A 14,157-nucleotide genomic window follows, 5' to 3' on the forward strand; every position below is an offset into this window, starting at 1 on the left:
TTATTCGGCCTCTATGGCGACGGGCGTTCCGTCTTCCAGCGTATCGGGGTAGGGGGTGATGATCTGCGCCCCGGCATCGAGGCCGGAGAGGATCTCGATCCGCTCGGTCCCGCGAATGCCGGTCTCGACCGTCACCCGCTTCGCTGCGTCATTCTCGACGATGAAAAGGTCATTGCCATGGAGCGTCAGCGCCGGCACGAGAAGCGTGTCCTTCACCACGCGGGTGATGATGTTGGCGTCGACGGACATGCCGATCATGAGCGGCGTGTCGTCCGGCAGGGCGAGGCGCACGCGATAGGTGCGGGTAACGGGATCGCCCTTGGGGGTAATGCTGTCGACTATCGCTTCCAGTTCGCGGCCCGGAAAGGCGTCCGAGCGGATCAGCACGTCCTGATCGGGCTCGATGCTCGGAATATCCTCCTCATTGACCTCGGCCACCACAATGCGCGGCGTGAGCCGTCCGACCCAGAACAGGACATGGCCGGGCTCGGCAATCTCGCCGATTTCCACGTCCTGACGCAGAACCATGCCGTTGCTTGGTGCGCGCAGCGTGTAGTCCTCAAGACGCGCGGTCTGGCCGGCGATCAGCGCTTCCACCTGACTTACTTCTGCGCTGGCGCGTTCCAGCGCCGTCACGCTGGTGACATTGCGTTCCACAAGCAGGGTCAGCCGGTCGCGCTCATCCACCGCCAGCTTGTAGCGGGCCTTCAGTTCGGTGAGGATGGCTTCGGCCTCGGTGGCGTCGAGCCGCGCCAGAATGTAGCCGGTCTCAACGCGCTCGCCCTCGCAATTGCAGACTTCGACGATGCGTTCGCGCACCAGCGAGGTTACCTTGGCCCAGTTGCGCGGCTCCACCACCCCGGAAGCGAACACGATGTCGGCGGCGCTGCCCCTTTCAGCACCGGTCACTGCGACAGGGGCGGGCTGGTTGTGATACCAGAAAGCCGCACCGGCAGCCGCGGCAAGCAGAATGGCTGCTAGAAAGAGGCGGAGGAATGTCACGTCGTTCTCCCTGACAGCCGCAGGAGGCGGCAAAATAAATACGATGCATATCTGTATCGAAATTATTTCGGTCGTACAATTGCCTTTCTCATGCTGAGAGAGGCTTCGCTTTGATCTGACGCAACGATGGAGAAGAACCCTGTCCGGCGACACGCAAAATTCGCAGGGTAAGGCACGCGGCCCGGGACGCCCCCGCGATCCGCAGACCGACGCGGCCATACTCGATGCCGCGCTCGGGCTTTTCGTGGCCAACGGGCTCGATGGCGCGAGTTTTGAGAAGATCGCGCGCGAGGCCGGTGTAACCCGCGCCACCATCTATCGGCGCTGGTCGACGCGCGAAACGCTGATTGCCGATGCGCTGGGGCGGCTGAAGGAAAATGCCGAGCAGGATTTTGGCGAATGGCGGGCGCTGCCACTCGAGACGCTGGTCGGCATGATGATCGATCACGGGCCGAAGGGGTGGGTGGAGCACGATGCGCGTCGGCTTCTCGCCCGCATCATCGGTTCCGTGCCGGATGCGCCCGACCTGCTCGGCGTCTTCTGGGAGGTTTATCTCGCGCCACGCCGCGCCGCCTTCAATGTGATCGTGGAGCGCGCACGTGCCGAAGGCGCGCTGCCGGCCGACACGGATGTGGACATGTTTCAGGACATGTTCAGCGGCGCACTGATGTATGAGCTTCTCTTGAAGCCCGGGGCGAAGACGGAGGAGGGGCTGCGAAGCTACTTCATCCGCCTTCTCAATGAACTCGGCCTGGGCGATGCGGTCGCCCGCCATCTGGCGAACGCACAAAGTGCTTAAAGCGCACCCTCATTCACCATCGACATGACCTCGGAGACGATGCCGCGCGACACCAGACAGTGCCATGGCGCGCGATTGGGGCCGACGCCGACCATGACCAGCGTGTTCGCTTCGGAGAATTCCGAGCTCAGCACCGTCACCGTGTTGTTGGTCTGTTGAGCCACGGCGGCGAGGCAGGCCTGCTCGTCCTGCGGGCTGCCGGTGCGCATGGCCGCAGCCGTGCTGCCCGACATTGATGTGCTTTCGGATTGTGTCGTCTGGTTGCATCCGGCGAGCCCGGCAGCCAGTGCTGCGAGCGCGGCTACTCTGTAGAGTGCATGCATTGTCCCGGTCCCTTCATCGCTTGTTGTTGAAGTCTCTCCTCAAGGACACGGGGGCAAGTGTCGCATGGGGGCAGGGGACCGGCAATTCCTGCATTCGTAGGATGCTGGCTCCGGCGGGGAAGCGGAATGGCGCGGGCGGCAGAGGTTTTACGGGCGGGTTTTTGGCCGGCGCAGTGCCCGCGCGGGCGCGACACCTTGACAAATCGCACCTCCCATGCGCTTTTCCCGCCGACCTTCTGGCCCTTTTTCCACGGGGCCTGAGCAAGAATTCCAAGACACGGATGATATGACCATGCATCGCTACCGCAGCCATTCCTGCGCCCAACTGAGAAAATCCGATGTCGGCGCCAATGTGCGCCTGTCCGGCTGGGTCCATCGTGTGCGCGACCATGGCGGCCTGCTGTTCATCGACCTGCGCGACCATTACGGCATCACCCAGATCGTCGCCGATCCCGATTCTCCGTCTTTCCAGGTGGCCGAGACCGTGCGTGGCGAGTGGGTCATTCGCGTCGATGGCGAGGTAAAGGCCCGCACGGACGAGACCATCAACGCGAATCTGCCCACCGGTGAAGTCGAAATCTTCGCCCGTGAGATCGAGATTCTGTCTTCGGCCAAGGAACTGCCGCTGCCGGTGTTCGGCGAGCCGGACTATCCGGAAGATATCCGCCTCAAATACCGCTTCCTCGACCTGCGTCGCGAAACGCTGCACAGGAACATCGTGCAGCGCACGAAGATTATCGCCGAGATGCGTCGCGCCATGGGCGAGGTCGGCTTCACCGAATATTCGACGCCAATCCTGACGGCATCCTCGCCGGAAGGCGCGCGCGACTTCCTCGTGCCGTCGCGTCTGCATGAGGGCCAGTTCTACGCGCTGCCGCAGGCGCCGCAGCAGTACAAGCAGCTCATCATGATGTCGGGCTTCGACCGCTACTTCCAGATCGCGCCGTGCTTCCGCGATGAGGACCCGCGCGCCGACCGTCTGCCGGGCGAGTTCTACCAGCTCGACCTGGAAATGAGCTTCGTCGAGCAGGAAGATGTGTTCCAGACGATGGAGCCCGTCATGCGCGGCATCTTCGAGACGTTTGCCAATGGCAAGCCGGTCACGGATGTCTTCCCGCGCATTCCCTACGACGAGGCCATGCGCAAATATGGTTCCGACAAGCCGGACCTGCGCAACCCCATCGAGATGGAAGACGTTTCCGAGCATTTCCGCGGATCGGGCTTCAAGGTGTTCGCCAACATTCTGGCCAATGACGAAAAGGCCGAAGTTTGGGCCATTCCGGCCAAGACCGGCGGCAGCCGCGCTTTCTGCGACCGCATGAACTCCTGGGCGCAGGGCGAGGGCCAGCCGGGTCTGGGCTACATCTTCTGGCGCAAGGAAGGCGAGGGCCTTGAAGGCGCTGGTCCGATTGCCAAGAACATCGGCCCGGAGCGCACCGAGGCGATCCGCACCCAGCTTGGTCTGGAAGACGGTGACGCCTGCTTCTTCGCCGCTGGCGATCCGCGCAAGTTCGCCGGCTTTGCCGGCGCAGCCCGCACGCGCGCCGGTGAGGAACTTGATCTGGTCGACCGCGAACGTTTCGCCCTTGCATGGATCGTGGATTTCCCCTTCTACGAATGGAACGAAGACGAGGACAAGCTCGATTTCGGCCACAACCCCTTCACCATGCCGCAGGGCGGCCTTGAAGGGCTGGAAGGCGATGACCCGCTGTCGCTCAAGGCCTGGCAGTACGACCTCGTCTGCAACGGCTTCGAGATCGCATCGGGCGGCATCCGCAACCATCTGCCGGAAGTCATGGTCAAGGCGTTCGAGAAGGTCGGTTTCGATCAGCAGGAAGTGGAGGAGCGCTTTGGCGGTCTCTACCGCGCGTTCCAGTATGGCGCACCGCCCCATGGCGGCATGGCCGCCGGCATCGACCGCATCGTGATGCTGCTTCTTGGCGCGAAGAACCTGCGTGAGATCACCATGTTTCCGATGAACCAGCAGGCGCAGGATCTCCTGATGGGCGCGCCTTCCGAGGCAACGCCGGCGCAGCTGCGCGAGCTGAACCTGCGTCTCGCTCCGGTCAAGAAGGACTGACCCGCAGGGCGCAAAGCCGCGCCATCCAGACATTTTGAGAACGGCCTCGCCTGAACGGGCGGGGCCGTTTTCGTTTCCGCCCTGCTTCGGCTGAAGGGGAAAAAAAAACCAGGCAGCTTGCGCTGCCTGGCCCGTTAGAGCGCCGATGCGCTTGGCGATGAGACGCCTTTTACTGGTTTGCCAGAACCTGCAGGCCAACCTGCTTGGCGAGTGCTTCCGGTGAGCCCATGGCGGTGCCCATCAGAACGGCGAACGGCATCGGCTCTTCCGGCGCGATGCTGATCGTGAGGTTGCGCGGGTCATCAAGATAGGTGGTGACCGCTTTCGCGAGGCTCTGGGTCAGGTCCGGGCCGAGATACTGGCCGGCCATGAGCGGCACTATGGCCTTTGCCTGATTGGCCACGTCCTCCGGCTTGACACCCTGCTGCGCGGCCACATAGGCGATCAGCTTGCCGGTCAGCGATGCATCGGAAAAGCGGATGGACGCGCCATGCAGGTTGAGCTGCTGCATGAGGCCGAGCATTGCGAGGCCCTGTGCCTGCTGCTGCTCTTCCGTGCCGTTCTCCATCTTCTCCTGCATTTCCTGCAGTGTGCGCAGGAATTCCGGCGTGTAGCCGCTGATGTCGGCGGTGATGGCCAGTGTGCCGGCATTGTCGAGCTTCAGGTCGTAGCGGCTGACCTGCATGCGGCCGTCGTCCAGCGTCCAGCTGCCAGCCATGTCGACGCGGCCGGAAAGCTGTTCGTAGCCATATTCCTTGAGCTGCTCGTGGGCTTCCCTGCTGTCGGTGAGTTTCGACAGATCAAGCGAGAAGCTTTCTGCCGAGCCCTCGAACGACATTTTGTTGGCGCCGTCGCCGAGATCCGTGTCGGCCACCAGATTGCCGAGCGTGAAGATCGGTTCATCGCCATTCTTGCCCACGCGGGCGCTTTCCAGCGCGAAGCGGCGATACTGCATCAGGCCGCCATAGGGAGCGTCTTCCGCTTCCTTGGGCAGAATCAGCCCCTCGATGGACACGCCCTTCAGAGCGATGTCGAAATCATCCTCGGACTGCTGGAAATTATCAACGGCGACGCGGCCGATCTCATAGACGCTGTCGGTTTCGCTGACGTCTTCAAGAACCAGATCGCCAAGGTTCGCCTTTTTGTCGACGTCGGCGACACCGAACGACGCGCCCTCAAGCACAATCGAATCGCCGTCCTTGCGTGCGGCGGTCCATTCCGCCTCGACGCCCTGATCGCCGAGCAGCGTCTTGTAGCGCGCGGCAACCTCATCCGCTTCCCAGGCCTGGGCGGACTGCAGCGCCGTGGCCGAAAGCAGGGCGGCGAGCGAGAGGGTCTTCAGCTTGGTTGCATGGCTGAGCATGGGCAATTTCCTTAAAGTAACGTAAGATAACGGTTATCTGCTGGCATGGAGGCCGAGAATTACGGTCGGAGGATGGCCTTTGGGTAAACCTGTGTCAATTTTCACAGGCCAGTATTGCGTGTTATCCATGACGCTATGGTTGCTGAACCCTTGGAAAACGGGAGAGACGTCGGGAATGCGGGCATTCGGGCATTTTGGGGCGAGCGCCTTTCTTTTGATTCTCTTCTCGTTCGCAGCGCAGGCGGTGGAGCTGCATGAAGGCATCACCTACCGCAGTGGTCTGAAACTCGACATTCACGCACCCGACACACCCGGCCGGACCTCCCAGGCCGGCGTGGTGCGCATGAACCTGTTCTCCTTCGGCAGCCCCAAGGTTCCCGTGGTGATCTACGCCCATGGCGGCGGCTGGGTGAAGGGATCGCGCAAGAAGGTCTATTCGCTTCCCGAATGGCTCACCCAGCGCGGCTACATGCTGGTCGCCATCGATTATCGAAAAGTGCCGCAGACCACCATTGACGGACAGGTCAACGATCTGTCGGCGGCCATCTCCTGGGTGCGCTCCAACATCTCACGCTATGGCGGCGATCCATCGCGCATCGTGCTCATGGGCCATTCGGCCGGCGCGCATCTGGTGGCGATGGCGGCGGCGCGCAATGTCGCCGGCGATGTGCGCGGTGTGATTCCCAACGACGTGCAGGCCTATGACATGGTGGCCTATGCCGGCATGCGCGGTTCGCTCGGCTATCCCTATATCAATGCCTTCGGCTCGGACCCGAATGACTGGGTGCGCTGGTCTCCGGTCACCTATGCGCGCCGCGGCTCGGGCTTTCCACCGCATCTCTTCCTTCACTCGGGTTCCAATGGTGAAAGACGCAGGGCGCTGACCAATGGGTACGCCAATCTGCTCAAGGCGCGCGGGGCGCGGGCGGCGGTTTTCGACGGCGGGCGTTACACGCACGGGTCGATTGCGCGCAAGCTTGGCGGTCAGGGCGATCCGGCGACGGTGACGATCGAACGCTTTCTGGCACAGGTCACGCGCTGACATACACGTGAAGCAGGTCGCCGTGCATGCATAAGGAAGACCTGCACCTTTAGTGGAGCACCGGAACAGACCGAAAACCGGTTTCCACTTTTCTGTCCTGTGGTCTAGCCACAGCCCTTTTGCCATAAAGGCTTGCCGCGAATCACCCGCTGGTCTAACCGGAAACCATGGGAAAAGATATGCTTCCGCCCGGTGGCGACGGTGGTGATGCCGTAGAGCCGGTCGATCTGAAAAAAGCGCTCGAAGAGCGCTACCTCGCCTATGCGCTGTCGACGATCATGCATCGTGCGCTGCCGGATGTGCGCGACGGGCTGAAGCCCGTGCATAGGCGCATCGTCCACACCATGCGTCTTCTGCGCCTCAGTCCCGATCAGGGTTTTGCCAAATGCGCCCGCATCGTCGGCGACGTGATGGGCAAGTTCCATCCGCATGGCGACCAGTCGATCTACGACGCGCTGGTGCGTCTCGCGCAGCCTTTCGCCATGCGTTATCCGCTGGTCGACGGGCAGGGCAATTTCGGCAATATCGACGGCGATAACGCGGCTGCCATGCGCTACACCGAAGCGCGCATGACCGAGGTTGCCTCGGAGATCCTGACGGGCATCACCGAGGATGCCGTCGATTTCCGTCTGACCTACAATGAGGAAGACGAGGAGCCCATCGTGCTCCCCGGCGCGTTCCCGAACCTGCTCTGCAATGGTTCTTCGGGCATCGCCGTGGGCATGGCGACCTCGATCCCGCCGCACAATGCGGCAGAAGTCTGCGATGCGGCGCTCGCCATCATCGACAATCCGGATGTCGATCCCGAGCGTCTGCTCGATTTCGTCAAGGGGCCGGATTTCCCGACCGGCGGCATCATCGTCGAGGGGCCGGATTCCATCCGCGAGGCCTATGCGACCGGACGCGGCGGTTTCCGCGTTCGCGCCCGCTGGCACAAGGAAGAACAGAGCCGCGGCGCATGGACGGCCGTGGTCACCGAAATTCCCTATGGCGTGCAGAAATCGCGGCTGATCGAGAAGATCGCCGAACTGATCATCTCGCGCCGCCTGCCGCTGCTGGAAGACATTCGCGACGAAAGCGCGGAGGATGTCCGCGTCGTTCTGGTGCCCAAGAGCCGCGCCGTCGCGCCGGAACTGCTGATGGAATCGGTCTTCAAGCTGACCGATCTGGAGAGCCGTTTCCCGCTCAACATGAACGTGCTGTCGCGCGGCAAGGTGCCGGGCGTCCTGTCGCTCAAGCAGGTTCTGCGCGAATGGCTCGACCATCGCCGCGATGTGCTCCTGCGCCGCTCGCGCCACCGGCTGGCGGAAATCGAGAAGCGGTTGGAAATCCTTGCCGGCTATCTCGTCGCCTATCTGAACATCGACGAGGTCATCCGCATCATCCGCGAGGAGGATGAGCCGAAGAAGGTGATGATCGCGCGCTTCAAGCTGACGGACACGCAGGCCGAGGCGATCCTCAACATGCGGCTGCGCGCCCTGCGCAAGCTCGAGGAATTTGAGATCCGCAAGGAGTTCGACAAGCTTTCCGAGGAAAAGGAAGGCATCGAAGCGCTGCTCGCCTCCACCGAGCGCCAGTGGAAGACCGTGCGCTGGGAAGTCGCCAAGGTGCGCCAGACCTTCGATCCGGAGAAGAACCCGGGTCTTGGCGCGCGCCGCACCACCTTTGCCGAAGCGCCAGAGCACGATCTGGAAGACGTCCACGAGGCGCTGATCGAGCGCGAGCCCATCACGGTGGTCTTGTCCGAAAAGGGCTGGCTGCGCGCCATGAAGGGGCATCTGGCCGACTTCTCCTCGCTCTCCTTCAAGGAGGGGGACAGCCTCAAGATCGCCTTCCACGCCCAGACGACCGACAAGATCCTGCTCTTCACCACGGGGGGCAAGGTCTTCACGCTTGGCGCGGACCGTCTGCCCGGCGGGCGCGGTCATGGCGAGCCGGTGCGCATCATGGTCGACATGGACAATGATCAGGCCATCGTCACCGCCTTCGCGCATGATCCCGAGCGCAGGCTTCTGGTCGCATCGCATGCGGGCAACGGCTTCGTGGTCGCCGAGAAGGAAATCATCGCCAACACCCGCAAGGGCAAGCAGGTGATGAATGTGAAGGCTCCGGACGAGATGAAGCTCTGCCTGCCGGTTTCGGGCGATCACGTGGCCGTGGTCGGCCAGAACCGCAAGCTGCTCGTCTTCCCGCTTTCCGAAGTGCCGGAGATGACACGCGGCAAGGGCGTGCGCCTGCAGCGCTACAAGGATGGCGGCGTTTCCGACATCAAGACCTTCGCCATGGAGGAGGGGCTTTCGTGGAAGGATTCCGCCGATCGCACCTTCGTCAAGTCGCGCGAAGAGCTGCTTGAATGGATAGGCAACCGGGCGGCTGCGGGTCGCATGGCGCCGAAAGGATTTCCACGCACCGGAAAATTTGGGTAAGCGCCGCAACACAGGCGCGAAGGCCAGGGTGCAAGCAGAGGAGGGGTGATATGCTGCACTGGAATGGGAAGGGCCTTCGGGCCGCAACGCTGGCGCTGGCCGGACTTGTCGGACTGGCGCAGCCGTCTTCGGCCGAAGACCGGCTGTTGAGCGACGCGGTCGAGTTTTCCGGTCAGATCCTCTATTTGCAGACCGATGTGCCCGGTCTTGTGATCGGCGCGGTGCGCAATGGCGAGACCGCCGTTTTCGGCTTTGGTGAAACCGCCAGGGGAAGCGGCAAGACGCCGGACGGCGACACGCTGATGCGGGTCGGCTCCGTGACCAAGGTGTTCACCGGCGCGGTTCTGGCGAGCCTCGTCGCCGATGGCTCGGTGAAGTTCACAGATCATTTGCAGGAGCGCATTGGCTGGGATGTGACCGTTCCGGCGCTGGACGGCAAGCCAATCCGGCTGATTGACCTCGCCACACACACGTCCGGTCTGCCGCGGGAGGTCGACCGCGAGCCCGGCCCGGAGAATGATCCGTTCTCCACGCTCACGAAAGAGACCTACGCGAAGGCCTTCACCAGCGATGTGCAGCTCTTCCCGGCGGGCACGGGCGGGCTCTACTCCAATTTCGGCTTCGACATGCTGGCCGTTGCGCTGGGCTCTGCCGCGGGCAAACCCTATGACGCACTGCTTGCCGAGCGGGTTCTTGAACCCATTGGCCTCAAGGACACGACCTTTGCGCCGGCCGAGGCCGACCGCGACCGGCTGATGCAGGGCCACAGTTTCGACGGATCGCCGCTGCCGGACGTGCCCAACACGCCGGTCATGTCGGGCGCGAGCGGGCTTTATTCCACCGCCAACGACATGGTGACCTGGCTGCAATGGCATCTTGACCGCTTCTCGCCGGACATGGCCGAGATGCGGCTCCTCGACCACGCCTCCTATGTGCAGCGCGATGCGCTCGATCCCACTTATGGCTTTGACGAATCCGGTCATATGGATTCCATGGGGCTTGGCTGGATCGTCATGCAGCCCGAGGGTGACCGGCCGCTGATCCTGCAGAAGGCCGGCGGCCTGCAGGGCATGTTCGTCTACCACGCCTTTGCCCCGACACGCGGCGTTGGCGTGTTCGTCGCCATCAACGAGTTCGATTTCTCGGCTTCCATGCTGATGGCCGAAGTGGTGAACGGCCTGATCTCCGACCTCGCTCCGCGTTAAGGGGCGAGGGGGGCTGTCGGTGTAGGGTGCGCGCTGCATTTGCCCCTTGGTCTTGTGCGGCGCGCGGGAGCGCTGTGCGTCCTTCGACAAGCTCAGGATGAGGGGTGTTAGGCTCAGGATGAGGGATGTTGAGAATGACGGGAAGGGCACGCAGAGTTGTGCTCGCTCTCCTCGGCCTTGAAGGGGTGGTTGTAGGATTTTTGCCTGCTTCGCTGAGATCTGCGCGCATCTCCCCACTCTGAGAAGCTGCCTTCCTTGCAGTGAGCGCATGTGCGTTCTCCCGAGCACCCAGACCCTCTATCCCATACGCCTGACCCGAAATCCGGCTACCCACCTCCCTCATCCTGAGCTTGTCGAAGGACGCACCACGTCTCAACTGCCCGAGCGCCACGCCCCTCATCCTGAGCCTCTTGAGCTTGCCGAAAGGCGAATGACGAACCACCTCTCATCCGCCAATCCCCGCCTCACGCCCGCGACTGTGGAAAAGCCACTCTTGTGAGCGGCAGGGGGCGGCGAATGACACTATCTTCGCCGGGTTCACAGATTCAGGAATTCGCATGTCAGCTGACGTCAAACGCATCGCCGCCCTTATTGCCACCGAGATCACCGCCCGGCCGGAGCAGGCTCAGGCGGCCATTGGTCTTCTGGATGAAGGGGCGACCGTTCCGTTCATCGCGCGCTACCGCAAGGAAGTCACCGGCGGCCTCGATGACACGCAGTTGCGCACGCTCGCCGAGCGGCTCTCTTATCTGCGCGAGCTCGATCAGCGCCGTGACACGATCCTCGGTTCGATCCGCGAGCAGGGCAAGCTCACGCCGGATCTGGAAACCAAGATCGTCACCGCCGCCACCAAGGCGGAGCTGGAAGACATCTACCTGCCATACAAGCCCAAGCGGCGCACCAAGGCGCAGATCGCCCGTGAGCGCGGGCTCGGGCCGCTGGCCGAGGCCATTCTGGCGGATCGCTCCAAAGTGCCGGCCGATCTGGCGAAGGATTATCTCGGCGAAGAAGTCGCAGACGAGAAGGCCGCGCTCGACGGCGCGCGCGACATTCTTGCCGAGCAGTTCGCCGAAAACGCCGATCTGGTCGGGAAGCTGCGCAATCACATGAAGGAACGCGCCGTGCTGCGCGCCCGCGTGGTCGAGGGCAAGGAGGAGGCGGGCGCGAAGTTCTCCGACTATTTCGACCACTCCGAGCAGTGGTCGGGCGTTCCAAGCCATCGCGCGCTTGCCATGCTGCGCGGCCGCAACGAGGACGTGCTGGCGCTCGACCTGGAAGTGGATGCGGACGACACCAGCCCGCTCAAGCCTGCGGTGCGCATGATCGCGGCTGCCTATGAGATCGGCGGCCAGCGTCCCGGCGATAAGTGGCTGATGGAGGTTGCCGGCTGGACATGGCGCGTAAAGCTCTTCCTGCACCTCAATCTGGACCTGATGCGCGATCTGCGCGAGCGGGCCGAGGAAGAAGCGATCAATGTGTTCGCGCGCAATCTGAAGGATCTGCTTCTGGCGGCACCCGCCGGCACGCGGGCAACGCTCGGGCTCGATCCGGGCATTCGCACCGGCGTCAAGGTGGCCGTGGTCGACGCCACGGGCAAACTGCTCGACACATCAACGGTGTATCCGTTCCCGCCGCGCAACGATCTGCGTGGCAGCCAGGCCGAGCTGTCGGCGCTGATCCGCAAGCACGGCGTCGAGCTGATCGCCATCGGCAACGGCACGGGAAGCCGCGAGACCGAAAAGCTCGTGGCCGACATGCTGTCGGATATGCCGGCGCCCAAGCCGCTCAAGGTCGTGGTTTCCGAGGCCGGCGCATCGGTTTATTCGGCGTCGCCCACGGCGGCGGCCGAATTCCCCAATCTTGACGTCTCGCTGCGCGGGGCCGTCTCCATCGCGCGCCGCCTGCAGGACCCGCTGGCGGAGCTGGTGAAGATCGAGCCGAAGTCCATCGGCGTCGGCCAGTATCAGCATGATGTGGATCAATACCGTCTGGCAAAGGCGCTCGACGCCGTGGTGGAAGACGCGGTGAACGCGGTCGGCGTGGACCTGAACACGGCATCCTCCTCGCTTCTGGCGCGGGTGTCGGGCCTTGGCGCGTCGATTGCCGAGGCCATCGTGGCGCATCGCGACGCCAATGGCGCGTTCTCCAGCCGCAAGCAGCTTCTGGACGTGGCGCGGCTTGGCCAGCGCACCTTCGAGCAGTGCGCCGGCTTCCTGCGCATCCCGAACGGTACGGAGCCGCTGGACGCGTCGTCAGTTCATCCGGAGGCCTATGGCGTGGCGCGCAAGATCGTCTCGTCCTGCGGGCGCGATGTGCGCTCGCTTATGGGCGACGCCGGCGCGCTCAAGGCGCTCGACCCGCGCGTCTTCGTGGATGAGCGTTTTGGTCTGCCCACGGTGCGCGACATCATTGCCGAACTTGAAAAGCCGGGTCGCGACCCGCGCCCGGCTTTCCGCACGGCCACCTTTGCCGAGGGCATCGACGATATCAAGGATCTGAAGCCCGGCATGAGCCTTGAAGGCACGGTGACCAATGTCGCGGCCTTCGGCGCGTTCGTGGATATCGGTGTTCATCAGGACGGGCTGGTGCATGTCTCGCAGCTTGCCGACCGCTTCGTGAAGGACGCGCATGAGGTGGTGAAGGCCGGCGATGTGGTGAAGGTGCGGGTGCTTGAGGTCGACATCAAGCGCAAGCGCATCAGCCTCTCCATGCGCAAGGATGCCGGCGGAGCCAGCGGTGGCGCAGATGCCGGTGCGGGCGCTGGCCGTCCACGCGATGGCGGCAAGCCGTTCCGTGGCGGGCAGCAGCGCAATGGCGGTGGCAAGCCGGGCGGGCGCAGCAGCGAACCGCAGGGCGCACTCGCTGCCGCGCTGGCTCAGGCCATGAAGAAGAAATAGGCGCGTTCCTTACCCAGCCCTCATGGTGAGCCCCTGAGCTTGACGAAGGGCGAACCACGAGGGCTACACCGGATGGCGCATTGCGGCCTGCGCGCGCCGCCGCCTGCGCCCGGAATGAAGCTGCCAGAGCGAGTGGGCGACCAGCGTGACGATCAGGATCGTGCCGCCGATCAGCGTTGCGCGGCTCGGCACTTCCGAGAAAATCAGCCATACCCAGACGGGCGCAAGAACGGTTTCCAGAAGATAGAACATCGCCACCTCCGGGCCTGAAATGTATTTCGGGCCGTTGGACAGGCAGAAGAACGAGATCGGCATGACCACCGCGCCATTGAGGATGATCCACCAGGGAGCCTCGATGCGGTAGCCGGTCTTGGCGGTCATGATCACGGCCACGATGAAGGGTAATATGACGGCGACCAGTGCCGTAAAGCCCATGTCGCGCCCGCTGCCGCGTGTGATGGTGATGGCGGTCGCCAGCAGGAAGGCCGCGCTCAGCGCCATCACGTCTCCGAACAGATTGCCGGCCCCGATGCCGCCACCGACAATGATCAGCACGCCGATCAGCATCACCCCCATGGCAATCAGTGTGGCCGGTTTCGGTCGCTCCTTCAGGAACAGCCAGGAGAGCAGCGCTGCGAACATGGAATTGAAGGCGAGGATGAACACCAGATTGGCCGTCGAAGTGTTGTAGACGGCGGTGATGAAACAAAGCGCGGAAAGCGCGTAGAGCGCCGCCACGACGATGCCGACACGACCGGGCATGAGCGGTGGCACATTGCGTGAGAAGAGACGCCAGACGAACCAGACGGCAAGCGCCACGGCGACCGTCAGCGCGCTGCGCACCATCAGGATCGGCCAGGGATCGCCATCGGCCAGCCGGATTAAAGGAATGTCGATGGTCAGCGCCATGCCGCCAAAGGCGGTCAGTGCGAGGCCTTTTGCATGCGAGGAGGAGGCTGGGTCGGACACTGGCGGCAATCCTCTGAGAAAGGGGAGTGAAGATGTGCCGTCTTGGCAGAC

Annotated in this window: 10 protein-coding genes; 6 read left to right on the plus strand and 4 right to left on the minus strand. The window is 63.3% G+C overall.

Annotated elements, in window-relative coordinates:
- Nucleotides 1-1,002: an efflux RND transporter periplasmic adaptor subunit gene (locus DEJ54_RS12555; protein ID WP_113154870.1), complete on the minus strand. Its 1,002-nt coding sequence runs from the start codon at nucleotides 1,000-1,002 to the stop codon at nucleotides 1-3.
- 217 nt (nucleotides 1,003-1,219) lie between these two features.
- Between DEJ54_RS12555 and DEJ54_RS12560 the strand changes: the two genes are divergently transcribed.
- Complete coding sequence (locus DEJ54_RS12560; RefSeq protein ID WP_224924949.1) at nucleotides 1,220-1,801, plus strand: TetR/AcrR family transcriptional regulator; 582 nt, start codon at nucleotides 1,220-1,222, stop codon at nucleotides 1,799-1,801.
- Here the strand turns inward: DEJ54_RS12560 and DEJ54_RS12565 are convergent.
- Nucleotides 1,798-2,124 carry a hypothetical protein gene (locus DEJ54_RS12565; protein ID WP_162742287.1) on the minus strand — a complete coding sequence of 109 codons (327 nt, stop codon included), beginning with the start codon at nucleotides 2,122-2,124 and terminating at the stop codon, nucleotides 1,798-1,800. The genes DEJ54_RS12560 and DEJ54_RS12565 overlap by 4 nt on opposite strands.
- A gap of 292 nt (nucleotides 2,125-2,416) precedes the next feature.
- Here DEJ54_RS12565 and aspS point away from each other — a divergent pair, with 292 nt between their 5' ends.
- Nucleotides 2,417-4,204, plus strand: a complete 1,788-nt coding sequence (gene aspS, locus DEJ54_RS12570) for an aspartate--tRNA ligase (RefSeq protein ID WP_162742288.1) — start codon at nucleotides 2,417-2,419, stop codon at nucleotides 4,202-4,204.
- Between the two features lie 169 nt (nucleotides 4,205-4,373).
- Here aspS and DEJ54_RS12575 read toward each other — a convergent pair whose 3' ends face one another.
- Nucleotides 4,374-5,567 (minus strand): hypothetical protein, encoded by a 1,194-nt coding sequence (locus DEJ54_RS12575; RefSeq protein WP_113154874.1) that lies wholly within the window; start codon nucleotides 5,565-5,567, stop codon nucleotides 4,374-4,376.
- 175 nt (nucleotides 5,568-5,742) lie between these two features.
- On the opposite strand from DEJ54_RS12575, the gene DEJ54_RS12580 reads away from it, so the two are divergent.
- The 4 genes from DEJ54_RS12580 (at nucleotide 5,743) to DEJ54_RS12595 (ending at nucleotide 13,137) form a co-directional block, all read left to right on the plus strand.
- The gene (locus tag DEJ54_RS12580; protein WP_113154875.1) at nucleotides 5,743-6,609 is read left to right on the plus strand and encodes an alpha/beta hydrolase; all 867 of its coding nucleotides are present in this window, start codon (nucleotides 5,743-5,745) and stop codon (nucleotides 6,607-6,609) included.
- A 167-nt stretch (nucleotides 6,610-6,776) separates the two neighbouring features.
- A complete protein-coding gene (parC, locus tag DEJ54_RS12585) occupies nucleotides 6,777-9,035 on the plus strand; it encodes a DNA topoisomerase IV subunit A (protein WP_113154876.1) in 2,259 nt (752 codons plus the stop codon).
- A 50-nt stretch (nucleotides 9,036-9,085) separates the two neighbouring features.
- On the plus strand, nucleotides 9,086-10,240 hold the full coding sequence (gene ampH, locus DEJ54_RS12590) for a D-alanyl-D-alanine-carboxypeptidase/endopeptidase AmpH (RefSeq protein ID WP_113154877.1): 1,155 nt from the start codon (nucleotides 9,086-9,088) through the stop codon (nucleotides 10,238-10,240).
- A 557-nt stretch (nucleotides 10,241-10,797) separates the two neighbouring features.
- Nucleotides 10,798-13,137 carry a Tex family protein gene (locus DEJ54_RS12595; protein ID WP_113154878.1) on the plus strand — a complete coding sequence of 780 codons (2,340 nt, stop codon included), beginning with the start codon at nucleotides 10,798-10,800 and terminating at the stop codon, nucleotides 13,135-13,137.
- A 63-nt stretch (nucleotides 13,138-13,200) separates the two neighbouring features.
- Here DEJ54_RS12595 and DEJ54_RS12600 read toward each other — a convergent pair whose 3' ends face one another.
- Nucleotides 13,201-14,046 carry a DMT family transporter gene (locus DEJ54_RS12600; protein ID WP_162742377.1) on the minus strand — a complete coding sequence of 282 codons (846 nt, stop codon included), beginning with the start codon at nucleotides 14,044-14,046 and terminating at the stop codon, nucleotides 13,201-13,203.
- Nucleotides 14,047-14,157 lie beyond the last annotated feature (111 nt).

Source organism: Nitratireductor sp. OM-1 (assembly GCF_003296175.1).
GTDB classification, from domain to species: domain Bacteria; phylum Pseudomonadota; class Alphaproteobacteria; order Rhizobiales; family Rhizobiaceae; genus Nitratireductor; species Nitratireductor aquimarinus.